The sequence below is a fragment of the Cytobacillus citreus genome, from assembly GCF_018343665.1.
GTDB lineage: Bacteria > Bacillota > Bacilli > Bacillales > Cytobacillaceae > Cytobacillus > Cytobacillus citreus.
The window spans coordinates 85,168-107,880 of sequence record NZ_JAGYPM010000001.1 but is presented as its reverse complement, the minus strand read 5'-3'; the positions used below and the strand labels follow the sequence as shown (position 1 = coordinate 107,880).

At 35.2% G+C, this 22,713-nt stretch carries 23 protein-coding genes, 1 pseudogene and 1 riboswitch; of the genes and pseudogenes, 10 read left to right on the top strand and 14 right to left on the bottom strand.

What is annotated here, in order from left to right; genetic code table 11:
* Positions 1–28 precede the first annotated feature (28 nt).
* From KHA94_RS00695 to KHA94_RS00680, 4 genes are all read left to right on the top strand, one after another.
* Entirely contained in the window at positions 29–571 is a 543-nt protein-coding gene (locus tag KHA94_RS00695) for a GNAT family N-acetyltransferase (RefSeq protein ID WP_213100254.1), read from the top strand.
* 497 nt (positions 572–1,068) lie between these two features.
* Positions 1,069–2,391 (top strand): hemolysin family protein, encoded by a 1,323-nt coding sequence (locus KHA94_RS00690; protein WP_213101230.1) that lies wholly within the window; start codon positions 1,069–1,071, stop codon positions 2,389–2,391.
* Positions 2,392–2,637: 246 nt separating this feature from the next.
* On the top strand, positions 2,638–3,039 hold the full coding sequence (locus KHA94_RS26180; RefSeq protein ID WP_213101229.1) for a MerR family transcriptional regulator: 402 nt from the start codon (positions 2,638–2,640) through the stop codon (positions 3,037–3,039).
* 62 nt (positions 3,040–3,101) lie between these two features.
* A complete protein-coding gene (locus tag KHA94_RS00680; protein ID WP_213100253.1) occupies positions 3,102–4,445 on the top strand; it encodes a hemolysin family protein in 1,344 nt (447 codons plus the stop codon).
* 67 nt (positions 4,446–4,512) lie between these two features.
* Here KHA94_RS00680 and KHA94_RS00675 read toward each other — a convergent pair whose 3' ends face one another.
* Entirely contained in the window at positions 4,513–5,919 is a 1,407-nt protein-coding gene (locus KHA94_RS00675; protein WP_213100252.1) for a sensor histidine kinase, read from the bottom strand.
* The gene (locus tag KHA94_RS00670) at positions 5,909–6,610 is read right to left on the bottom strand and encodes a response regulator transcription factor (RefSeq protein WP_213100251.1); all 702 of its coding nucleotides are present in this window, start codon (positions 6,608–6,610) and stop codon (positions 5,909–5,911) included. Before KHA94_RS00670 ends, KHA94_RS00675 begins: the two co-directional genes overlap by 11 nt.
* 186 nt (positions 6,611–6,796) lie before the next feature.
* Between KHA94_RS00670 and KHA94_RS00665 the strand changes: the two genes are divergently transcribed.
* The gene (locus KHA94_RS00665) at positions 6,797–7,423 is read left to right on the top strand and encodes a hypothetical protein (RefSeq protein ID WP_213100250.1); all 627 of its coding nucleotides are present in this window, start codon (positions 6,797–6,799) and stop codon (positions 7,421–7,423) included.
* 131 nt (positions 7,424–7,554) lie between these two features.
* Here the strand turns inward: KHA94_RS00665 and KHA94_RS00660 are convergent, their stop codons facing one another.
* The 3 genes from KHA94_RS00660 to KHA94_RS00650 all read right to left on the bottom strand — a co-directional run bounded on the left by KHA94_RS00660 (position 7,555) and on the right by KHA94_RS00650 (position 10,477).
* Positions 7,555–8,850: an NCS2 family permease gene (locus KHA94_RS00660; protein WP_213100249.1), complete on the bottom strand. Its 1,296-nt coding sequence runs from the start codon at positions 8,848–8,850 to the stop codon at positions 7,555–7,557.
* Between the two features lie 95 nt (positions 8,851–8,945).
* A riboswitch (purine riboswitch) is annotated at positions 8,946–9,047 on the bottom strand.
* A 112-nt stretch (positions 9,048–9,159) separates the two neighbouring features.
* The gene (locus tag KHA94_RS00655) at positions 9,160–10,089 is read right to left on the bottom strand and encodes a cyclic di-GMP-binding domain-containing protein, MshE-related (RefSeq protein ID WP_213100248.1); all 930 of its coding nucleotides are present in this window, start codon (positions 10,087–10,089) and stop codon (positions 9,160–9,162) included.
* Complete coding sequence (locus tag KHA94_RS00650) at positions 10,082–10,477, bottom strand: response regulator (protein ID WP_213100247.1); 396 nt, start codon at positions 10,475–10,477, stop codon at positions 10,082–10,084. The genes KHA94_RS00655 and KHA94_RS00650 overlap by 8 nt, the downstream gene beginning before the upstream one ends.
* A gap of 279 nt (positions 10,478–10,756) precedes the next feature.
* Here KHA94_RS00650 and KHA94_RS00645 point away from each other — a divergent pair, with 279 nt between their 5' ends.
* Both KHA94_RS00645 and KHA94_RS00640 read left to right on the top strand, forming a co-directional pair.
* Positions 10,757–11,650: a YitT family protein gene (locus KHA94_RS00645; protein WP_213100246.1), complete on the top strand. Its 894-nt coding sequence runs from the start codon at positions 10,757–10,759 to the stop codon at positions 11,648–11,650.
* Between the two features lie 158 nt (positions 11,651–11,808).
* Positions 11,809–12,675 carry a YitT family protein gene (locus tag KHA94_RS00640; RefSeq protein ID WP_213100245.1) on the top strand — a complete coding sequence of 289 codons (867 nt, stop codon included), beginning with the start codon at positions 11,809–11,811 and terminating at the stop codon, positions 12,673–12,675.
* Between the two features lie 51 nt (positions 12,676–12,726).
* Here KHA94_RS00640 and KHA94_RS00635 read toward each other — a convergent pair.
* A pseudogene (locus tag KHA94_RS00635) lies at positions 12,727–13,365 on the bottom strand (SpoVR family protein); the annotation flags it as partial.
* A 203-nt stretch (positions 13,366–13,568) separates the two neighbouring features.
* Between KHA94_RS00635 and KHA94_RS00630 the strand changes: the two are divergent.
* Positions 13,569–14,165: a S26 family signal peptidase gene (locus KHA94_RS00630; RefSeq protein ID WP_213100243.1), complete on the top strand. Its 597-nt coding sequence runs from the start codon at positions 13,569–13,571 to the stop codon at positions 14,163–14,165.
* A 113-nt stretch (positions 14,166–14,278) separates the two neighbouring features.
* On the opposite strand, the gene KHA94_RS00625 is transcribed toward KHA94_RS00630, so the two are convergent.
* Both KHA94_RS00625 and KHA94_RS25790 read right to left on the bottom strand, forming a co-directional pair.
* Positions 14,279–14,686 carry a hypothetical protein gene (locus tag KHA94_RS00625; protein WP_213100242.1) on the bottom strand — a complete coding sequence of 136 codons (408 nt, stop codon included), beginning with the start codon at positions 14,684–14,686 and terminating at the stop codon, positions 14,279–14,281.
* Between the two features lie 139 nt (positions 14,687–14,825).
* A complete protein-coding gene (locus KHA94_RS25790; protein WP_249365250.1) occupies positions 14,826–15,032 on the bottom strand; it encodes a hypothetical protein in 207 nt (68 codons plus the stop codon).
* Between the two features lie 259 nt (positions 15,033–15,291).
* Here KHA94_RS25790 and KHA94_RS00615 point away from each other — a divergent pair, with 259 nt between their 5' ends.
* Positions 15,292–15,780, top strand: a complete 489-nt coding sequence (locus KHA94_RS00615) for a hypothetical protein (RefSeq protein ID WP_213100241.1) — start codon at positions 15,292–15,294, stop codon at positions 15,778–15,780.
* A 175-nt stretch (positions 15,781–15,955) separates the two neighbouring features.
* Here the strand turns inward: KHA94_RS00615 and KHA94_RS00610 are convergent, their stop codons facing one another.
* Together KHA94_RS00610 and KHA94_RS00605 are read right to left on the bottom strand one after the other, a co-directional pair.
* Positions 15,956–17,371 (bottom strand): SpoVR family protein, encoded by a 1,416-nt coding sequence (locus KHA94_RS00610; protein ID WP_213100240.1) that lies wholly within the window; start codon positions 17,369–17,371, stop codon positions 15,956–15,958.
* A gap of 198 nt (positions 17,372–17,569) precedes the next feature.
* Positions 17,570–17,890, bottom strand: a complete 321-nt coding sequence (locus KHA94_RS00605; protein WP_213100239.1) for a DUF3889 domain-containing protein — start codon at positions 17,888–17,890, stop codon at positions 17,570–17,572.
* A gap of 217 nt (positions 17,891–18,107) precedes the next feature.
* Between KHA94_RS00605 and KHA94_RS00600 the strand changes: the two genes are divergently transcribed.
* Complete coding sequence (locus KHA94_RS00600; protein ID WP_213100238.1) at positions 18,108–18,347, top strand: YhdB family protein; 240 nt, start codon at positions 18,108–18,110, stop codon at positions 18,345–18,347.
* A gap of 217 nt (positions 18,348–18,564) precedes the next feature.
* Here the strand turns inward: KHA94_RS00600 and KHA94_RS00595 are convergent, their stop codons facing one another.
* The 4 genes from KHA94_RS00595 to KHA94_RS00580 all read right to left on the bottom strand — a co-directional run bounded on the left by KHA94_RS00595 (position 18,565) and on the right by KHA94_RS00580 (position 22,296).
* Positions 18,565–19,797 (bottom strand): MFS transporter, encoded by a 1,233-nt coding sequence (locus tag KHA94_RS00595; RefSeq protein ID WP_213100237.1) that lies wholly within the window; start codon positions 19,795–19,797, stop codon positions 18,565–18,567.
* 11 nt (positions 19,798–19,808) lie between these two features.
* Positions 19,809–20,339: an NADPH-dependent FMN reductase gene (locus KHA94_RS00590; RefSeq protein WP_213100236.1), complete on the bottom strand. Its 531-nt coding sequence runs from the start codon at positions 20,337–20,339 to the stop codon at positions 19,809–19,811.
* 178 nt (positions 20,340–20,517) lie between these two features.
* Positions 20,518–21,159, bottom strand: coding sequence for a response regulator (locus KHA94_RS00585; protein ID WP_213100235.1), 642 nt, complete (start codon positions 21,157–21,159; stop codon positions 20,518–20,520).
* Between the two features lie 15 nt (positions 21,160–21,174).
* Entirely contained in the window at positions 21,175–22,296 is a 1,122-nt protein-coding gene (locus KHA94_RS00580) for a GAF domain-containing sensor histidine kinase (protein WP_213100234.1), read from the bottom strand.
* Positions 22,297–22,713: the final 417 nt, after the last annotated feature.

Genomic DNA, 22,713 nt, shown 5'->3' with positions numbered 1-22,713 from the left:
TAATTATTGCAAAAAAGGAGAGTTTACTGTGTTTGTATTAAAAGTAGATCAAGATATTGAGCTGCAGCTATTTCAACTCCATCATTCTGAAGAGCTTTATCATTTAGTCAATTCCAATCGAAACCATTTAAGACAGTGGCTTCCATGGGTTGATAACATGACATCTCCCATACAATATCATTCGATTATCCCTATGTGGCTAAAATCACTCGCTGAAAATAACGGTTTTAATGCCGGAATTCGTTATAATGGCGAGCTTGTTGGCTGTGCTGGTTTTCATCAAATTGATTGGAATAATAGACAAACAAGTATTGGCTACTATCTTGCTAAAGGATTTGAAGGCAAAGGCATTATGACGAAAACCGTACAAGCTCTTGTCAATTATGCCTTTTTAGATTTAAATCTGAACAGGATTGAAATCCGCTGTGGTGTTGGAAATAAAAAGAGTCGAGCAATCCCGGAAAGATTAGGGTTTGTACAGGAAGGAATTATTCGTGACGGTGAAAACCTTTATAATCATTTTCACGATCTTGTCGTATACGGAATGCTTGCCCGTGATTGGAAAAGCTAATGAAAACTCGCCGATTGGCGAGCCTTGGAAAGGCGAAGACAGAGGCGTAGTTGCACTTATCGCGCTCATATATGCCACGTCCTCCCAAAAGCTTCTCTTTTGGTCGTGCGATGTATCTCTGACGAAGCTTTCCTTATCCTGTGGCATTTGCCCGACTAGGACATCCTCGTAAAAGCTATCGCTTTTCCTTCGTGCGATGTTAATCGCTATCGAAGCCTTCCTTGTCCTGTCCGTCGTACTTAATTCCTAAAATTGGCAACTACATCGAATCATCTTCTGCGTTGACAATTTATACTTTTTTAACGTGTAAAAAATAAACTTTGCAAAAAGAAGGGCCCTTGAGAGAGGATCCTTCTTTTTTTGTATATTGTGGATCATTGCGCAACTATTAGCTTAAAGGGATAAGTGCAGGAAATGTTTTTCAAATAAAAAAATATAGTTTCGGGAAAAGTACTTTTAGGGAGGTGAAAATGCCTTACATACTTTGTGAGGATTTTATGATGTTACTCAATATTTTTCTTCTTTTCATTTTAATTGCCTTAACTGCCTTTTTTGTTGCATCTGAATTTGCAATGGTGAAAATACGGTCATCTCGTATTGATCAATTAATTGCTGAGGGTAATACGAAAGCACATGCAGCTAAAAAAGTGACTTCCAACCTTGATGAATATTTATCCGCTTGTCAGTTAGGAATCACGATCACTGCTTTAGGTCTAGGCTGGCTTGGTGAACCAACGATCGAAAGGCTATTATGGCCTGTATTTGAAAAGTTCAAATTACAGCCTTCGATTACCCAAATTCTCTCATTTATTATCGCCTTTTCTGTTGTAACATTTTTACATGTTGTCATTGGCGAGTTAGCTCCAAAAACATTTGCCATTCAGAAAGCAGAAGCTATTACTCTAAGCTTCGCAAAGCCATTAATTTGGTTTTATAAAATTATGTTTCCATTTATATGGGCATTAAACAATTCAGCTAGATTTGTAGCCGGATTATTTGGATTAAAGCCAGTTTCTGAACATGAAATAGCTCACTCTGAAGAAGAATTAAGAATTATCCTTTCAGAAAGCTTGAAAAGTGGCGAAATAAATCAATCTGAGTATAAATACGTAAACAATATCTTTGAATTTGATAATCGCATCGCTAAGGAGGTCATGGTACCACGAACCGAAATCATCAGTTTAGATGAGAATGCCACTCTGTCTGAAGTTCTAGAGGTGATCATGAACGAAAGATATACAAGATATCCAGTAACTGGTGGAGATAAAGATACAATACTTGGCCTTATCAATGTTAAAGAAATCCTTACAGACTGTATTCGAAAAAAATGCCAAGATGAAAAGCCAGTCATTCAATATATAAAACCTGTAATAATGGTGATTGAAACAATCCCTATTCACGACCTGCTTCTAATGATGCAAAAAAATCGCTCTCACATGGCGATATTATTTGATGAGTACGGAGGGACTGCTGGACTAGTAACTGCTGAGGATATCCTTGAGGAAATAGTCGGTGAAATTCGTGATGAGTTCGATACTGATGAACTTCCATTCGTGCAAAAGATTGACAAAGACCATTATATACTAGACGCGAAGCTCCTTATTTCAGAAACCAATGATTTACTTGGAACGAATCTGGATGAAGTTGAGGTAGATACAATTGGCGGTTGGATTCTTACCCAAAAATTTGATCTGGAAAAGGGGGATGCCATTGAACATGAAGGGTTTCAATTCATCATTAAGGAAATAGAAGGCCATCATATTCTATATATTGAAGTTAAAAAAGCAGATGCAGATTCACCAATGGATCTTAAATACTAAATGTATAGTTATTTTTACTAGCTACTTCATTTTTTTGAGATCCATTTTGATTTGCCTTTGGTTATTATCTGAAAATTGAAATCATAATTGCCGTTTTTTAAAAATAAATTAAAGTAATTAATCTTATCAAAACTGTTACGTTTGACTGTATGGTTTTATGTAACATATAATAATTTTAGGAAGCTATACTCAAGAAAAGTGAATAAAATTCTTATATTGGGGTGATTTGATGGGGCAGTTTATCGTATTGGCGAATTAGCGAATATTGCAAACCTTTCGAAACGAACTATTGATTATTATACAAATATGGGGCTAATTCAAGCCAAGCGGACAAAATCAAATTATCGAATGTATTCCGAGGAAGTCCTTATAGATCTTAGATTTATAGAGGAATGCAAGAATATGCATATTCCGCTCGATGAGATTAAGAGAAAGCTAGAATTAAAGTCTAATACCATTATGCATACAAGGGATGTAGAGAGGCAAATTGATGCAGTAACCCAGCAAATTAAGCAGCTTCATAACGAGATAACTGTATTGCTTCCATTAATTAGTCGCTTGGATGAAGAGCAAAAAGGTGACCTCTCTAAAAAGCTTAATACAGAAGGAACAACATTAATCAAGTCCCTTGTAAGCTTAACTAGTTAATTTATTTTCCATATTATCAGGAGGTGACTCCTTACCCGAATATTCGGGCTAAGGGAACTTATTTGGACATATTAAACTTGGTTATTATTGCCATTTTAATTGCTTTGACGGCATTTTTTGTTACTTCAGAATTTGCCATTGTTAAAATTAGAAGTTCAAGGATTGATCAGTTAGTTGAAGAAGGAAATAAAAGTGCAATACAAGTAAAGAGAGTGATTAGCAATCTCGACGAATATTTATCAGCCTGTCAGCTGGGAATTACGATTACTGCGTTAGGGATTGGGTGGCTTGGAGAAGAAACGATTACTCATATTCTCCATTCATTATTTGGCGAACTAAATATTCCAAGTTCCGCTTCACATATCCTTTCTATCGGCCTTGCCTTTGTATTGATTACCTTCTTACATGTCGTTGTAGGAGAGCTAGCACCTAAGACGCTTGCCATTCAGAAAGCTGAATTCGTTGCCTTAATGACAGCAAGGCCATTAATTTTGTTTTATAAACTAATGTATCCATTCATTAAGATGTTGAATGGCTCAGCACGTTTTATTACTGGATTATTTGGCTTAAAGCCTGCAAACGAACACGAACTAGCTCACTCAGAGGAAGAACTTCGCATTATTTTATCTGAAAGCTATCAAAGTGGTGAAATCAACCAATCAGAGTTTAAGTATGTAAATAAAATCTTTGATTTTGATGACCGAATTGCGAAAGAAATAATGGTTCCTCGAACAGAAATCGTTTCTTTCTCAAAGGATGATACATTAGAAGAATTTTTAGAAACTGTTTATGAAGAAAAGTTCACTCGCTATCCTATTATTGACGGCGATAAGGACCATATTATCGGAATGGTTAATATTAAGGAAGTGATGACTGACTTAATTAAAAATAGGCAAGTCACTTCGAATAGGCTCGAAGATTATACACGCCCAATAATACGCGTAATTGATACGATACCAATTCATGATCTTCTTCTTAAAATGCAAAAAGAAAGAATTCATATGGCGATCCTAATGGATGAGTATGGAGGTACTTCTGGACTTGTGACAGTTGAAGATATTCTTGAAGAAATTGTAGGGGAAATTCGTGATGAGTTCGACATGGATGAGGTTCCTGAGGTTCGTAAAATAAGTGAAGACCATTATATAATCGATTCCAAAGTGCTTGTAAGTGAAGTAAGTGACTTACTTGGTATTGATATCAATGATGAAGATGTAGATACAATCGGTGGATGGATTTTAACGGAGAATTATGAAGCTAAGCAAGGAGATGTAATTCCTTTAGACTCTTATGCTTTCAAGATTGTGGATATGGAAGACCATCATATTAAATATATAGAGGTAACAAAGCAAAATAAAGATGAGAAGTCACAACCACTTCCGTTAACAGAATCACAAGTTGTTTAAGATGTCACTAAATTAAGAAAGGGTGTCTCCTATGTCGATTTTTCGGCCTAGAGACACCCTTTCTTTCTTACTTCATAGGAATGCGAATTGTAAATTTCGTGCCTTCCCCTTTTATACTGCTAACTTCAATATTTCCATTATGCAGATGGACAAGCTGCTTTACAATGGATAATCCAATCCCAAATTCACCAAAAGATTGTCCAGTTCTTGAGACATCGGCTTTATAAAAACGATGCCAGATAGACTCAATTTCTTCTGGATCAATCCCTATGCCCGTATCCTCAATTTCTATGATTATTTTCTCCTCATCCTCTTTCCCTTTTAGGAAAATTCGACCATTTTCTGTGAACTGATTACTGTTCTTAACGATATTAATTAAAATTTGGATAAGTCGATCGTAATCAGCAAATACCATTATGTGATCATCACATGAGACAGTTATTTGATTATTTTTTTCCAGCGTCTGCATGATTAATTGATCTTTTACAATCTCAAGCACTTCAGCTAAGTTTATTTCTACTTTATTAAGCTTTAGTTGATTGGAACGAATCTTTTCATAATCTAGATTTTCATTCACAAGGCGTATTAATCTTTTTGCTTCACGATCAATTAAATCCATCCCTCTTCCAATATCCTCTTCTGTAATTAATTGATTTTTTATCCCTTCAGCAAGACCGCTAATTGTTGTTAGAGGCGTACGCATTTCGTGGGACACATCCGCAATAAATTTCCTCCGTCTATTTTCCAGCCGCTCAATTTCCTCATTGGATCCCTTTAATTTTTCCGCCATTTCATTAAAATCTTTAGCGAGATGTCCAATTTCATCCATGGAAGTATCCGGAACATGAACATCATAATTTCCAGCTGATATCATCGAAGTGGCATTACGAATATCCTTAATTCGTTTGATTAAACTTTTGGAAAATACAAGACTTATTAAAATCGATGCCGATAATGAAATAACAATCGTGTACAATAAGAATTTATTTAATTGGCTGATCATTTTCATTGTCCCTGTAATAGGTGACAGCAATAGGATTCCCCCTGTCAACCTATCGCCATCCATAAGCGGTATAGCTACAAGCGACACTTCCTGACCAAATCTTTTAATATCATGCTTTACTGACACTTTATTTCCTTTTGATATCTCTTTCCACTCACTCTCAGTTAACTGTATTAATGGCGAACTTTGTAATTTGGGATAAACTACTTTTCCCTCATTATTAAAAAGGAGATATTTTATATGTCTTGTATCTAGCAGCTGACTATACTCAGCCAGGAATTGATCTTCCCCTTCCATGCGAACAGTCAATTCCTTCAATATTTGATCCCCGTACGCTTCTAGCTCCTCAACCTTGTTTTGAAAAATATAACTTTCTACAAATTGTGAAAATGACAGAGTTAAAATGATAAAGGCTAGAATGAGAATACTAATATGACTAATTAGGAGCTGGTAGAAAAATTTAATCTTCATTACCAGCCACCGTTTCATCAAATTTATAGCCGATTCCCCATACCGTTTGGATAAATGGCTGCTGAGGCGTTCCAATCTTTTTTCTTAAGCGTTTGATATGGACATCCACAGTGCGCTCATCCCCATAAAACTGATATCCCCAAACACGATCTAATAGCTGCTCCCGTGAAAAAACCTGCTTTGGATTTTTCACAAAGTAATAGAGCATATCAAATTCCTTAGGGGTTAGATTTGAAAGAAGCTGGCCGTTATAATAAACCTCTCGTGAATCCTTACTAATTCTAAAATATTGGCTTGTAATAACATTTCCCTCATCCTTCTCTGAGGCTTCCGTTTGATAACGTCTAGTAACTGCTTTTATTCTTGCCATAAGAGCGAGGGGGCTAAATGGTTTAGTTACATAATCATCTGCTCCCATTTCAAGACCTAGTACTTGATCAGAATCACTGTCCTTTGCTGTTAGCATAATAATCGGCACTTGACTGAGCTCTCTTATTTTTCTGCAAAGTGTTACTCCATCCATAATTGGAAGCATCCAGTCAACAATAATTAAATCCCATTTCTCCTTATTAAATCGCTCGAAGCCCTCTTGACCATTATGAACAAATAATCCTTTATAGCCTTCTTTCATAAAAAACATTTCTAGCATGGAACATACACTTTCATTATCTTCCACAACAAGTATTTTCATAAATGAATGCACCTTCCTATATTGAATCCCATTATCTTATATTTAAACGAACTCTCCTCTATTTTACAATAAATATTACTTTCTCGTTTTTACCTTTAAAAGCAGCCCAATTTTTCCCACATTTGTTTATGATTTTTGGACATGATATACCCGTAGACTATTATTGTCAAAAAGGAGAGCAAAATAATGAAAAAGAATATCATGATTCCATGTACAATAATCTTCATGCTATTTGGATCAATCCTATGGCAAGCTCCACGTACAACCTACGCAGAACAAAACACAGAACTGGAACAACATCATCATGACTTTATTACAAAAGAGGATTTTCAACGTCTTTTGGACAAAGGCTATTCGAAAAAGGATATTCTTAAAGCCGCGCATATTGCCAAATACGCAAATAAAAAAACGGACGATGTCTTAAAAATCTATAAAGAAAACGATTCCTCCTGGAAAAAAACCGCAGAGCACTATGGACTTGATATGAAAAAGCTAAAGGAAGAGTGCCATGAGCATAAGGAAAAATTTTTAGAAGAGCATAAAGAAATCGTTATCGAAAACGTAGCCGAATTCTCTGGGAAAACAAAGGGAGAAATTCAGGCTTGGTTAGATGAAGGCATTCCCTTCAGATTTATTTTGGTTGGTGCGGCAATGGCGAAAGCAAGTAATAAGGATTTAGCAGAAGTAATCAAGTTAAAAAAAGAAGGACTATCGTTTAAGGATATTAAGCAAAAGCTCAATATTGATAGCGAAAAAATGCGTGATGAAATGAAGGCATTAATGAAAAATATTAAAGATGATATTAAAGATTGACATTATGATATTTTTTTCATAAAAATTGCTTTTTGGATTTGCTGGCAAAAGTTCGGAATACTTTACGAACACTTGGCCCACGGGCATTCTATTACGGAAAAGACTGCCTAATCAAAGGCAGTCTTTTCACCCTATGAAAGATAAATAAAATATCCAATAAATGCAATACATAATCCGTACATAATAGGGTGAATTGCTTTTGCTTTACCTAATGCAAGCATGGTAATAGGATATAGTACGAACCCAAATGCGATTCCAGTTGCTACACTAAATGTCAATGGCATCATTAGAATCGTTGCAAAAACTGGAATGGCAATTTCAACTTTACCCCACTCGATATTCTTAACCTCCATTGCCATCAATGCACCTACAATGATTAGTGCTGGCGCGGTAACCTCTGCTGTAACGACACTTAATAACGGAGAGAAGAATAACGCAATAATAAAACAGCCCGAAATTATCACAGATGTGAAACCAGTTCTGCCTCCCGCAGCTATTCCTGCTGTGGATTCTATCATTGAGGCAGTAGTGGATGTTCCTAAAATAGCGCCGATAACCGTTGCGCTTGAATCAGCAATAAGTGCTTTTCCAGCATTCGGTATTTCATTATTTTTCATTAGTCCAGCCTGGCTCGCAATAGCAATCAGTGCACCAGCTGTATCAAAGAAGGCGACAAATAAAAAAGTAAAAATAACGGCTATCATACTCGGAGTAAAGATTTGATCAAGATGTAAAAAAACTTCTCCAAATGTTGGCTCAAGACTTGGAATGGCACCAATTATTTTTTCTGGTTTATCAATGATCCCAGCAAACATACCGATGATTGCAGAAATCGCCATACCTAAGAAAATAGCTCCTTTAACTCCCCTTACAATCAGGATAACAGTTAGAATAAAACAAAAGATCGCTAACATCGTGCCTGCCGATTTTAAATTTCCGATTGAAACAAATGTGCCTTCATTCCCAACAATAAGACCAGCATTCTTTAAACCAATGAAGGCGATAAAAAAACCAATCCCTGCTCCTATTGCATGCTTTAAATCTTTCGGAATTACATTGATTATTTTTTCACGGATTTTTAGGAGACTTAAAATAACAAATAAAATACCTGATATAAAAACTCCAGTTAGTGCGGTTTGCCACGGAATGCCCATACCTATACAAACTGAAAAAGTAAAAAAGGAATTCAGCCCCATGCTTGGCGCTATTCCTATGGGGTAATTTGCCAGCAGGCCAATTAATAAAGAGCCAATAATGGCTGATAGGGCTGTTGCCGTAAACACAGCACCCTTATCCATCCCCGCTTGGCTTAAAATGATAGGATTCACAATTAATATATAAGACATTGATAAAAAGGTCGTTAAGCCTGCTATTGTTTCCTGTTTATAAGACGTACCTCTTTCTTGGAACTGAAAAAACTTTTCCATTGCCCCTTCTCCTTCTTATAAAAATGAAAAAAGCCTCGCATTGAGCGAAGCTGCAAAAATACATGGGAGAAAAATAGCCTTCTAAATATTTTAGTTAGCTAAATTCATTCCTCTGTAGTCAAGCTATTTACGGCAGCTCGGTAGAAACGTCCAGTCCTTATTACTAGACATATACAGGTCAAAATAATTCTAAAATAATATTTTATTCATTCTAACACCATGAATAAACCCCGTCAATTTAACTATTTTTTCTGATATATGAAAGGCGAAAGGACTGCTCAATTAATGAACAGTCCTTCATAAATCTTGCTATACTGCTTGATTTTCTTGATTAGCGCTTGAAAATACGACATGCTTTGGAAGCTTGGAAAGAACTAATTGAAAATGGCCTTTTGAAGTATGAACGGTAATGTTCATGCTTTCGTCTTTATCCAAAGAGAGGATTGCATTTTGTTGGACTATTTGCGGTTCCATATCTAATTCAATTCCATAGTTAGACATATTTACTAAGTATATTCCATTATGTAAATTTAAAAATTCACTGACAGAAGCTTTTGCTAATTCATCTATCTCTGTTAATTCCTCTTCAGCATAGATAGACGCAATCTCCAAGAAGATCTTTTCATCCGCAGCAATTGCTGTAAGCAGGAGTTCTTCTCCCTTTATTTCTTGAGTTACTAGCCAATCCACCTTCAATTCAGAAGTGACTGGGTTCAATTCTATGTAAGCTTGCTCATCAATAAAACGAATCATATTTTTCACGAATAATGACAAATATTGAGCATACTCTTGTTTTTCTGTTTCGGCTAAATGGATAATATTTTTAACGATAGCATCAATATCACCATTCTTAATAGCTTCAAAGCTTTCATCAGATAAACTATACATTCTTTTATAATCATTTAATGCCTTTGAGAACGCATCCATCGTCATATAATTTTGATCAACAATGGCTTGAGCAAGTAATAAATGATTGTTTTTTTGCACATTAAGCATATATTCCACTTGTTCATTGGATAAAAACCCTAGTTCAACTGCAATTTCTCCAAACCGTTTATCCTGTTGCTTTTGCCTTTCATGAACTGCTTCAACTTGAGCAGTAGTCAGCAGGCCTTCATCAACTGCAATAACACCGAATTTCACATGGGTTGTTTTTTGAAGCTCTAGAGCTGCTTTAAGCTGTTCGGAGGTAATCATCTCCTTATTTAATAAATAATGTCCGAAGTATTGACTAAACATGGGTAGGATCCTCCTTTTCGCCTTTAATAACTTTTTCAATAATTGAAGTAACAGCTTCAAGCGTGATTGGCTTTTGGATAAAATCGTATGCACCTCTATCAAGTGCTTTTTTCAAATGCGACTGTGTCCCAGCAGAGGAAGCCATGACTACTTTAATATTTGGTTGTTCTCTCATTATTTCCTCTAAAGCCTCAATACCATCTTTTCCTGGCATGACAATGTCCATAAAAATCAAATCAGGCAGAAAAGAACTAGCCTTTTGAACAGCCTCTACTCCATTTTCAGCTTCTTCGATTTCCTTACACTTACATACTTCTAATATATTTTTTAGTTTTTTCTTTATTAATGCAGAATCATCACAAATTAATACTTTCAATTGATTTTGCATGATGAGTCACTCCTAACTTTGTTGATATAGGATAAAAGTTCTACATTTTATAACAAATCCCTTTCTGAAATGAAAAATATATTCATTTATTACTAATTTTTTTGTAACATTTTCGACATGAGTAAACACTCCAACAACTGAATAAAAACAAATAGTGTTATAATAAAATGGTAATATAAGAAATTAAATGACATAACTCGATTAAGTAAAGGTGATTTTTCGAGAATTTTTTCAAATAAAGTATTACGAATCGCAATCATAATATTTTGGAGGAACTCTATGACTGAATCAAATGAAACTGTGCCCGCTCAGACTATTCATAAAGGCTTAACAAAAGCCAAAATCGCTAAAATCATATTTTTTATATGTGTTGGCTCTGTTTTAATGGGTGTGAGCATCGAAGAATTTTTAGTACCAAATAAAATTCTGGATGGAGGCATTACTGGTATTTCCATCATACTTTCGCATTTAACTGGCGTTAATCTGGGCTTATTTATCTTCATTTTGAATATCCCCTTTTTCTATATAGGCTATAAACAGATTGGTAAAACCTTTGCTCTTTCCACTTTATTAGGGATTACTGTCCTTTCCGTTTCAACTACCCTTCTTCATGATGTTCCCGTTTTTACAAAAGATCCCCTTCTTGCAACCGTTTTCGGAGGTGTAACTTTAGGTGCAGGGGTAGGAATTGTCATTCGATATGGTGGTTCCTTAGATGGTACTGAAATATTAGCGATTATTGCGAATAAAAGACTGCCATTTTCCGTCGGTGAAATTGTCATGTTTTTCAATGTTTTTATTTTTATATCTGCAGGGTTTGTTTTTGGCTGGAACCGTGCCATGTATTCTGTTTTAGCTTACTTCATTGCCTATAAAACCATCGATCTTGTGATGCAAGGACTTGATGAATCAAAATCGGCTTGGATAATAAGTGAAAATCACCAATTAATCGGAGAGGCAATATTAGCTAGACTGGGCCGTGGAGTTACATATTTAAATGGAGAAGGGGCATACACTGGAGATAATAAAAAAGTCATTTTCTGTGTGATTACTCGTTTAGAGGAGGCCAAACTAAAGTCAATAGTGGAGGAACTTGATTCTAATGCATTCCTTGCAGTAGCTAATATAACCGAGGTTAGAGGTGGACGATTTAAGAAGAAATCGATACATTGATATCAGCAAGGGTACCTCCATATGATTTGTGCACCTTTGCTTTATTTTTGATAAAGATTATTTATTACTTGTCGAAAAGCAATTTATAAAGCCTTATCATTTGATATTTCATCATAAAAACTGTATATTTTTTTATTTGGAAGAAAGGAAAGGTGAAAATGGGAAAAACGCATAAGAAAGAAAGTAAAAAACATATTATTTACCGTTACATCATGTTATTGGTTGGCGCTTCATTAGCTGCCTTATCAATTGAATTGTTTTTAATTCCTAATTCCATCATTGATGGAGGAATAATCGGGATCTCCTTGCTTGTGAACCATCTAACAAATATTAGTTTTGGAATTCTTGTATTCCTTTTTAATGTTCCTTTTCTATATTTTGGATATAAACAAATTGGGAAAAACTTCACTTTTTCTTCTCTTTTTGGCATTGTTGCATTAGCTATCATTGAACCTCAATTGCATCATCTCTCTGCATTTACTCAAGAACCATTATTAGCTACCGTGTTTGGAGGATTATTACTCGGTATAGGGGTTGGCACTGTGATCCGTCATGGCGGAGCTTTAGACGGAACGGAAATTCTCGGAATCTTATTGACGAAAAAGCTTCCTTTTTCTATCGGGGAGTTTGTCATGTTTTTTAATATCTTCGTATTTAGCTGGGCAGGCTTTGTATTAGGATGGGAGCAAGCGATGTATTCAATCATAACCTACTATATAGCTTCGAAAATGATTGATACGGTTGTTCAAGGATTTGAAGGCGATACAAAAGCCGTCATCGTTGTTTCTGACCATTATGAAGAAATCTCTGACGCTATCATCGGACGCTTGGGCCGCGGTGTAACGAAATTAAAGGGCAAGGGCGGCTTTAAAGACAATGATAAAGATGTAATCTACGTTGTGGTTACCCGCTTAGAAATATCCAAGCTTAAAAGCATCGTCGGCGAAATCGATCCAAATGCTTTTACAACAATTATGGATACGCAGGAAGCCCATGGAAGTAAATTTAAATCTGCGATCCATTAGTAGATGACAAAAAACAACGACACTCAATAAAATGTCGTTGTTTTTTGTATTTTATAGATACTTCCGATGAATCCCTTTCCCATCATACGAAAACAACATATTCTTTCCTTCTACAATCGTTTCAATATGGACACTTCTGCCCCATAGCTGATGGACATATGGGAGAACTTTTTCTAAATATTTGAGGTCAAGCTCAACGCCTTCGAACCAGTGCTTTAAATATAGCTCTCCATTTTTTAGATAATCCCCGTCATTGACTGTTAAATATGGAAAACCCCCGTTTACGCGCATATTGACAAGCTGATCACGGACATTCTCCCATTGCTTGTCAACAACCTTGTAATCCTTCCCCTGTTTCTGGAAAAAATACATATCTTCCTTCATGACAAGGTCCTTTGTTAAATAATTGCGTAAGAAAGATATATCTGACTCGATTTCACGCACTTCGAACATTTTTTCCCTGCCTGTTCCAGGTTCCACTCCACGCTTTTTCATCTTGTCTGTCGGATTATTATATCGTTCTTCTATATCCTCAAAGATCTTTAAGCCTATATAATATGGATTTATGCTTGTTCTTGACGGCTGGACAACACCAGCATTAAGCTTTGCAAATTCTAATGACTCTCCACTCGTTAAATCCATTTCTCGTAAGATCCGCTGATGCCAGTACAATGCCCAGCCATCCTTTCGTAAAGATGTTTTATTTAAAAGAACAAATGTTCATCGCATTTTGAAGTATTACAACTAATGGGTATTAAAGCTTCGGAAGTTTAAGTACAATCCTTCATATGATTTGAATACAAGGTTATTTTCTGAATTCACAAAAAATCCAAACTTACAATAGAGGTTTTTACTATTATTACTGTAAAATAGATACAAAAGGGGGTATTTAAATGAAATACAATATGTTACTCATTATTTTTCCACTTGTAATGGTTGGCTGTTCCTTTAGTACATCGACAGAATCACTTACAGATGAGATCATAACCCCAGATATTGAAAAAATTGAAGATGTTGGTTCCGAAATGATAACACATCACCATATGTACGATAATATGGATAGAGGAAATCATGATTATGTAGATAAAACATTGGTGATTGACCCAAATGAGTCAGAAATTTTTAGAGGAGATGTTGTTTTCTTCATTAATGAGGATGGAGAAAAAGACTTATCAAGAGTGGTTGCACTTCCTAACGAGACAATTAAAATAAGTAATAGTCAGATCTTTATTAATGACAAGAAATTAGATACCTTTTATGGAAAAGCACACAGAGTTGGTTTAGATAAGGATAGCTATTTTAAAATGATGGATAAAGAAGGAAATGACTACGATAAAGAAGTTATGAAAAAGGTATTTGATTATAATTTAAAAGAAAAAAAACTTGCTGAAAACGAATATTATGTGATCAGCGATGATTGGTTAAGAGGTAATATGAAGGTGTTAAACAGAGAGACAGTTATTGGTAAAGTTATTGGTTACACTAAATAATATATTATTTAGGCATCGGATAATTCGATGTCTTATTTTTTTAATTTAAAGCTTTTTTCATTAAGCACAAAAGGAAATTGTAATCCGCTTTTGTTGAAGAATCGCTCTTTTAGCTAAATTGCAGAAGTGGTTTTAAATTTTTTAAATCCCCAACTACACAACCCAAAAATTAAACCCGATGTAAAGAAAAACGAGTGAAATAACATTGCTTCTGAAGAAAAAGGATTTATACCACCAAAAGATAATGTGATAAATAATGTTGGTATAAAAAATACCAACATGCAACCAATAGGATAGAGTAGTCCTTTAAATTTTTTTGTCCTCTTATCAATAAAATAAATAACTCCTAAGTAAATAGGAACCGAAACTAAGAAGAACATAATACCACCCCAAAATAAAACAGATACCATATCACCGCCTAATGATTGCTCCCAAACAATTTTTAATGTGAGGGTATAAGCGAAAAAGCCTCCAATAAAAGACAATAACGGGGTAAATACATATAAGTAAAAATTCACCATTTTATCTCTTCCCTTCAGGAATACAATTTATATTGTTACGTTAACCTGCTTCAGTATTATAATAAGTTTCTTGAAAAAGAGTGATAATCCTTCTTGGATTTACGCACCCATTAGATAAATTAAAGAGGTTAAAAAAGGATTATACCCTAACATTCCCCCTTTTCTGACTATTGTTTTTTATTTTTAACATCGAGTTAGCATTCTGAAATTCATATGGCACTTTCAATTCTTTAACTGTACAGCCATTATCAATCAGATTACTTACTAATTGATCTAAATGCACATATCTTTTTCCTTCTAAATCAACTAAAGGAAAAATACGAACTTCCTCTTTCGTAACCCTCAATAATTCAATTACTTTTTCGATATGAAATTGTTAATTTAATCTATCTGCATACACAAATAGAAAATGTGCAAGTGAAGAATATCAAATTCTTCATTTTTAAACGGTAATAAAGGTAAATTGACAGGAATATATCTTTCGCTGGATTCCCTCATATTTTAGTGGCTCACATTACTTACCTCAACCATAAACAGTTCAGAATTAAGGCTATTTCATATTTGAAGCGAATAAATAATGATAAGATAAATAAAAGAAATTAAGAATGGAGGAAACTATAGAGATTGGAATTGGAAATTATATTAAAAGAAAATTGATAACAACTTTTGTCACAATCATGCTATCTTCAATCATATTAGCTTCTTATGGAGTATTAAAAGGTACTTTAGAAGGAGTAACTAATTCAAGTAATGAATTTGTTACTTGGTTTATTCTTCTAATTTTTTATATCGGTATTATTGTCTTTATTTACGGAAATATAGTTTCTATTTGCACTGAGTTTTTGCAAAATAAATACTTTAAAAAATACAATTGGTTATATGTAATAATTCTAGGTATTTTCGGATTAATCCCTGGGTTATTTTTCCAAGTAAATACATTTGCCCTATACGGTATCATGGCTGCATTGTTATATGCAATTGTAGATAAATGGCTATATAAAAGAATTTCAGAAAGTAAAAGCATAATAATGTTTATTATCGTACCTGTTATATTCTTTTTTCTAATGTGGGCATATTTCAATTTAGATTCTTGAATAAATAATAAAGAATTATTAACAAATTTAAAATAACACTATTTCTTGATTGGTTTGGATGGGGAGGAACTGGTTTCTTTTGCAACAAGACACTAAAATAGACCAAGCGTAATTGCTTGGTCTACCTCATATAAATCATATCATAAAGGGCAAATTCATTTTCATACTCGTTTTGTTACAAATACTTCCTATGAATCCCTTTCCCATCGTAGGTAAACAGCATATTTTTAGCTTCTACAATCGTTTCAATATGGACACTTCTGCCCCATAGCTGATGGACATATGGGAGAACTTTTTCTAAATATTTGAGGTCAAGCTCAACGCCTTCGAACCAGTGCTTTAAGTATAGCTCACCATTTTTTAGATAATCCCCGTCATTGACTGTTAAATATGGAAAACCCCCGTTTACGCGCATATTGACAAGCTGATCACGGACATTCTCCCATTGCTTGTCAACAACCTTGTAATCCTTCCCCTGTTTCTGGAAAAAATACATATCTTCCTTCATGACAAGGTCCTTTGTTAAATAATTGCGTAAGAAAGATATATCTGACTCGATTTCACGCACTTCGAACATTTTTTCCCTGCCTGTTCCAGGTTCCACTCCACGCTTTTTCATCTTGTCTGTCGGATTATTATATCGTTCTTCTATATCCTCAAAGATCTTTAAGCCTATATAATATGGATTTATGCTTGTTCTTGACGGCTGGACAACACCAGCATTAAGCTTTGCAAATTCTAATGACTCTCCACTCGTTAAATCAATTTCTCGTAAGATCCGCTGATGCCAGTACGATGCCCAACCTTCATTCATGATTTTTGTTTCGAGCTGAGGCCAGAAATAAAGCATTTCTTCACGCATCATTGTTAAGATATCTCGCTGCCAATCTGATAATTCTCTACTGTAGCTTTCGATAAATAATAGTAAATCCTTCTCAGGGTGCGGGGGAAATTTCTTTTTCTTCTTTATTTGCTCATTCTTCTTATTACTTCGATCATCAAGTTTCCATAAATCATCATATGGAGAGGATATAACGGTATCCTCCTCTTCATCATCGTTATCATCCATATTCCAAGCAAGATTTGGCCGCATTAATGAGGGATCAATATGCTCCTCAATAGCTAGAACAGCATCAAGAAAGGTTTCCACTTCTTTTTTTCCATGCAAAATTTCATATTGTCTAATTCTCTCTGCTGTAGCCGCCATACTTTCCACCATGTCGCGTTTAGTGTTCTGAAAACGAACATTATTTTTGAAAAAATCACAATGTGCTAAGACATGTGCGACAATTAGTTTATTTTGGATAAGTGAATTGGAGTCGAGCAAAAAGGCGTAGCATGGATTAGAGTTGATAACGAGCTCATAAATCTTTGAAAGCCCAAGATCATAATGAAGCTTCATTTTGAAAAACTGTTTACCAAAACTCCAATGGGAAAATCGTGTCGGCATTCCATAGGCACCGAATGTATAAATAATGTCTGCTGGACAAATTTCATAGCGCATCGGATAAAAATCTAATCCAAAGCCTTTAGCGATTTCAGTAATTTCCTCAATGGCATAGTTCAGCTTCTTACTTCCCTCTTCGATCATTCCCTACTCCCCCTTTTTGTTCTTATCACAATCTATGTAAAAATGGTTAGATTGATGAATTGGAGTTGAAGAACAAAGAAAAAAGCAGGAGTATTTTCCCTCCCGCTTTTCCTCTTAATCATCGTATTCTACATTTAATTTCGGTAATTCATTATTTTTCCTAATTCAAACAAAAGAGGCAAGAGAATAAATATTCTCTTACCCCTTTTGTTCTTCTACAGTCATTTTTAAAAACTTTTTATTATGTAGACTATGCCATATTTTCACTATTACTGTGACAGGTTTAGTATCCTTTTTCACTTGAAAAGCAAAGGAATCCATAACATCTGTATCAGAAACCTTTTGCCTTCCTTTATACTGATATTCTACAACATCCACACCTGGGTAGTCCTCTTTTACGACTTCGATTGCGATCCGGCCGTATTTTTCGTAATCTGGCTGTTCTGCATTAGCTTTAGCCATAATTCCTGAGCTCATGAATAAGCCAACCATCATAATTATTAAGAAGATCCTTTTCATCAAATTCCTCCAATAAGAATAACTTTTCCTTTATTATCTGTATCCCTTCATTTTTTATGTAAGATAATTATCTATTTAGGCTAGCGATATTTTTTTAGTTTTTATACAGGTAAAAGATGAAAACCCTTTAAAATCAATATGTCCAACATTTACAGAGCCGATTTTCTTCGAAAAGTCATAAGCTATATTCAACTCCTTAAAGAGGAGGAAGGGACAAATGAATAAATTAGATTATGACCGAGCGCTATATTATACACATCGGTCCGAATGGGATAATTTGTTAATTTTGATGGTGCGAACCGAAGATCAATTTCTTTCGAAAAAAATCGAATACTTTCTGCATGCCTATAATTTCGAAAAAGATTACTCCATCATCGAAAAACATTTATATTCTTTACTCAGATACATCGAACATGCAAATGATGCTTCATTTAACGAATTGTCTGTTACGTTATAACCAGTTGCCTTAAAAAAGATTTTGCAGGAATTCCACCAATAATTAAAACACGGTTCCAAAAGAGGACCGTGTTTTTTAAATAATGTTATTTTAAATATCCCTGTTGATTTCCGCTGCAGTCACTCGCCTTCCGTTCCAATCAACAACAAATAGCATTATCAACATTGAGCTTTAACACTGCCTTAAATAAAATAAAGTAAATTATTTAAACCAGTCCTTACCCATCCATTGTATTCGAGACACTGAGCATTTTTTTCCGCTTCATCTTACGCTCAGTTATGAAGACAATCAGAAAAGAAGCTGTTATTAAAATAGTCAATAAATAAAAACTCATTGAAATATTATTCGAAGAGGCAAACTGGGTAAATGCTATTAATAGCACAACTCGAATACCTAGGCCAACTGCTCTAAATAAACTATCGACTCTTCCAATTATGTTATTTGGAACAACCTCCATTAAAAAGGAATTCCTTGCCACCCTTGTTCCCGCATTTCCGAATGCCAATAAAACTGTCAATATAAAAAAGGAAGGGATACTTTTAACAAACAATATCATCGCAATTCCAATCAAGTAAATCAACACAGTCACTACAATGGATCGTGTATTTCCTAATTTACCTGCTAAAAAGGGAATTATGATGCCAGCAACTGCAGCTCCGATTCCATAAACCATGCTTTGCATTCCATATATGGAGGCATCTTCCTTTAGTACATCTGCTACATAGACCGGGAAAACGTAATTAGTAACCATTACTCCAATAAATGGCATAAAAGAAGCTAATAAAAACCAAAACAAGATGCGATTATTTTTCATATAGTTGTATCCTTCTGTTAGCTTAATCCAATAGGGCCCATTAGCAGATTGTTTAAGCTTAGGGGAATATGGTACAGCATTAAACAATATGAAAGAACATAAAAAAGTAATGGCATCGAATAATAACAACCAATGCAATTGCACAAAAGAAACAAGCATCGCTGCAACTGCCCCCGCAATAACACTTGATAATTGACTTTGGATTTCCATCATTCCATTTAATGTTTTATAAACGGATTTGTCAAAAATCTCCTGGTTAAATGCAAAAATAGCTGGATAAAACAATGTGTAGTAAAGGCTTCCTGTTCCGTATAAAATAACATAATGCCAAATTCGATAGTCTAGTCCTAATAATCCTATCGCAAAAAAAGGAATGACAATCAAAAAACCAATGGCCTCACCAAATAATAATATTTTTTTCCTAGAAAATCGATCAACAAGATGACCAATCCATGGAGTGAAAATAAAATTGATAATTGTCATTAAAATGGTAATATAACCAAAAGTTTTTCCCCTATCAATTTCAGTAACTAGCAGCCAAGGAATGGCTATCATTGTTATCCCTGACCCAATTGATGAAAGAACGTTGGCAAAAAGTATAAAATAAAATCGGCGATCACGGTACAATCTATTCATAGTTGGAACCTCTACATGCCTTTCATATGAACATAGCCGTTCATATAAATATGAAGTTCATTCATCAATTGATCGACAAGTGCTGCGGATTCTTCATGAAGCCATTCGTTTTCGTAATCAAAGCAATGAGGATCAAGAACTAGCTGTCTCGGAATCACATTTGCATTCAACCCTCTTCCGACGAGCCTCATATTACCTAAAGCATTGATCCCTCCTTTTCCTCCACCAGCTACAGCAAGTAAGGCAACTGGCTTATGTGCGAATTGTTCACTGCCAAGATAATCAAGAGCATTTTTTAAAGCTCCACTCATGCCGCTATGGTACTCAGGGGAAGCTAGGATAATGCCATCAGAATCTGCAATCTTCTTGCGAAGACTTTTTACAGCAGGCAATTGTGCCTGATCTTCATCACCATTATATAGAGGAAGTTCCTGTTTACTTAGGTCGATTAACTCCGCACCATATTTTTTTGCAATAAAGCGGGAAGCAATACCTGTTCGACCCTTTTTCCTTGGACTACCATTTATTACTGTCAGTTTCATCTTCAATCTCTCCTTAGTCATTATCCGGTTACAATTTAAAGTAAAAATAGCACTTCATATACTCAGTATAGGGAGAGATTGTACCGTTAACATCGCCAGATAGAATGAGCTTATTCTACATCATTAGTTTGATTCATTTAGCCCTATTTACGACTTTAGTCTTAATTTTACAAAATTTCTAGCTAATCAAACCATTACGTACGGCATATAGTGCCGCTTGGGTCCGATCAGCAAGCTCCAGCTTTGATAGAAGATTGGAGACATGTGTTTTAACCGTTTTTTCTGTAATAAATAAATCTGCTGCAATTTCTTTATTGCTCTTACCATTAGCAATTTCCTTCAAAACCTCAATTTCTCTCTTTGTCAGTGCATCCAAAGGCTTTTTCTCTTCTTTATTTTGAGCTGATAGATGGGATAAAAGATGCGAGGTTGCTTTGGGGTGTAATTGAGATTCCCCTTTCATTAATTGGATAATTGCCTTTACAAGCTCATCCGGTTCGACATCCTTTAATTGATAGCCGGAAGCACCCGCTTCAATGGCAGGGATAACATGATCTTGATCAGAAAAGCTTGTTAACATCATAATTTTAATGTCTGGACATAATATTTTTATTTTGCGTGTTGCTTCAATTCCGTTCATAACAGGCATCTCTAAATCCATTAGTAAAATATCCGGCTTTAGGCTGACTGCCAATTCTACAGCCTCTTTTCCATGCTGAGCTTCTCCTACAATTTCAATATCCGGTTGAGTTTTTAGAAAAAAAACCAGTCCACGCCTTACAACATGATGATCATCTGCGATGAGGACTCGAATTGTCATGATAATCCTCTCCTTTTATATTGGTATCCTTATTTCAATTCTCGTCCCTTTATTCGGGGAACTTTGAAGAATAAATTGCCCATTTAACGCCTCAGTACGATCTCTCATACTTTTTAAACCGAGCGAAGGAATTGTCGTTTGTATATGATCATAATAAAATCCAGAACCACAATCGGAAATAATCATGACTAATTTTTGATTTTCAATAGATAGATTTAAATCAACTTCTGTTTGCCCTGAATGCTTTTTGCAATTAGCTAGAGCCTCTTGACCAATCCTCCATAATCCCTCTTCTACCTTACTTGGCAAAGAAACTACACCTTTTACAATCGGTCGAACTTGCAGCCCTAGCATTTGACCATAGCCAATAAGAGCACTTGTAATTCCATTCTCAAGGCCCCTTGGACGTAGCTGCCAAATTAATGCTCTCATTTCACTTAATGCTTCCTGTGCTAAATCTTGAATATAGGAAAAGGTTTCCTTTGTTTCAGAATCCTTTGCCATTTCAGCTCCGCCCCTTGCAGTTAAACTTAAAGAAAAAAGAAGTTGATTGACTGAATCATGAAGATCCCTTGCTAATCGATTTCTTTCCGCAGTAAGAGCATTTTCCTGCTCAAGCTCCGTCAATTTTATTCTTTTTAATGCTGTTCCTATTTGAAATGCAATCGCTTCTAATAATGCCAACTCTTCATCTGAAAAATGACTTTTATTAGGTGACCCAACATTAAGAAGGCCAAATCGTTCATCACCTGCCCGAAGCGGAACAGTTGCATGATGAGTTAGATGATTCGTATCATTCCTTTTCGCCATGAGTGCATCCTCTATTCTCTTACACTCAATAATATTGATTGCTTTATGAAGCCTTCCATTTTTATAACGGTCAATACACCAGCAATCTCCTTTACACATCGGTTCATATTCACTATGTGTTAAAGCAGGAGGAAGCTTTTCCATTGCTGCTAGCTCATAACTCCCATTCGGTTGGATTAAAAAAATCCACCCGGTTTCTAATCCGGTTACATGCAGTAATTTAGCAAGCACCTCTGATAATAATGTTCTAACTTCTGTTCCCTCATTTAATAATTCAGCAATTTCCTTTAATATCCGAATATTTGAATGCCGTTTATCCAACGTCACCTTTATTCCTCCCGATTGATGATAATACTATTATTATAATACTTTACCTTGATATAAGCCTTAGCAAATAGGATGAGAAACTGTACAACTAAAGTCTTAGAAAACATGGTATTCGCCAGGTCCTTCCGGCGAATGCCTTATTCTTTTCTTATGGTTTATTTATTGCTGCGAAAAGGATGTTATTTAAACTTCTTGATGGATTGGCTAGACACGAGAGCCCCTGGGCGCCAGAGCTGGACAAGAACAAATGCGCAAGCGCCTTCGAAACAATTACAGATCAAATTGTTTATGCGAAGTTTATTCAAGGAAGCTTTCCTTATCCTGTCGCATTGTCGACACTAGTACGTCCTGTACGTCGGAGGTAGGCGCTGGAGCTGAACGTAGATAAACTATATCTCGAGTTATCAAAATATAGCG

Excerpts from the sequence above, each read along its gene's own strand:
- KHA94_RS00595 (WP_213100237.1), bottom strand. The coding sequence starts at position 19,797 with ATGAATAGATTGTACCGTGATCGCCGATTTTATTTTATACTTTTTGCC.
- KHA94_RS00615 (WP_213100241.1), top strand. The coding sequence starts at position 15,292 with ATGGAGGAAACTATAGAGATTGGAATTGGAAATTATATTAAAAGAAAA.
- KHA94_RS00655 (WP_213100248.1), bottom strand. The coding sequence starts at position 10,089 with ATGTTTAGTCAATACTTCGGACATTATTTATTAAATAAGGAGATGATT.
- KHA94_RS00600 (WP_213100238.1), top strand. The coding sequence starts at position 18,108 with ATGAATAAATTAGATTATGACCGAGCGCTATATTATACACATCGGTCC.
- KHA94_RS00590 (WP_213100236.1), bottom strand. The coding sequence starts at position 20,339 with ATGAAACTGACAGTAATAAATGGTAGTCCAAGGAAAAAGGGTCGAACA.
- KHA94_RS00610 (WP_213100240.1), bottom strand. The coding sequence starts at position 17,371 with ATGATCGAAGAGGGAAGTAAGAAGCTGAACTATGCCATTGAGGAAATT.
- KHA94_RS00645 (WP_213100246.1), top strand. The coding sequence starts at position 10,757 with ATGACTGAATCAAATGAAACTGTGCCCGCTCAGACTATTCATAAAGGC.
- KHA94_RS00675 (WP_213100252.1), bottom strand. The coding sequence starts at position 5,919 with ATGAAGATTAAATTTTTCTACCAGCTCCTAATTAGTCATATTAGTATT.
- KHA94_RS00670 (WP_213100251.1), bottom strand. The coding sequence starts at position 6,610 with ATGAAAATACTTGTTGTGGAAGATAATGAAAGTGTATGTTCCATGCTA.
- KHA94_RS00665 (WP_213100250.1), top strand. The coding sequence starts at position 6,797 with ATGAAAAAGAATATCATGATTCCATGTACAATAATCTTCATGCTATTT.
- KHA94_RS00660 (WP_213100249.1), bottom strand. The coding sequence starts at position 8,850 with ATGGAAAAGTTTTTTCAGTTCCAAGAAAGAGGTACGTCTTATAAACAG.
- KHA94_RS00630 (WP_213100243.1), top strand. The coding sequence starts at position 13,569 with ATGAAATACAATATGTTACTCATTATTTTTCCACTTGTAATGGTTGGC.
- KHA94_RS00585 (WP_213100235.1), bottom strand. The coding sequence starts at position 21,159 with ATGACAATTCGAGTCCTCATCGCAGATGATCATCATGTTGTAAGGCGT.
- KHA94_RS00650 (WP_213100247.1), bottom strand. The coding sequence starts at position 10,477 with ATGCAAAATCAATTGAAAGTATTAATTTGTGATGATTCTGCATTAATA.
- KHA94_RS00690 (WP_213101230.1), top strand. The coding sequence starts at position 1,069 with ATGATGTTACTCAATATTTTTCTTCTTTTCATTTTAATTGCCTTAACT.
- KHA94_RS00640 (WP_213100245.1), top strand. The coding sequence starts at position 11,809 with ATGGGAAAAACGCATAAGAAAGAAAGTAAAAAACATATTATTTACCGT.
- KHA94_RS00625 (WP_213100242.1), bottom strand. The coding sequence starts at position 14,686 with ATGGTGAATTTTTACTTATATGTATTTACCCCGTTATTGTCTTTTATT.
- KHA94_RS00605 (WP_213100239.1), bottom strand. The coding sequence starts at position 17,890 with ATGAAAAGGATCTTCTTAATAATTATGATGGTTGGCTTATTCATGAGC.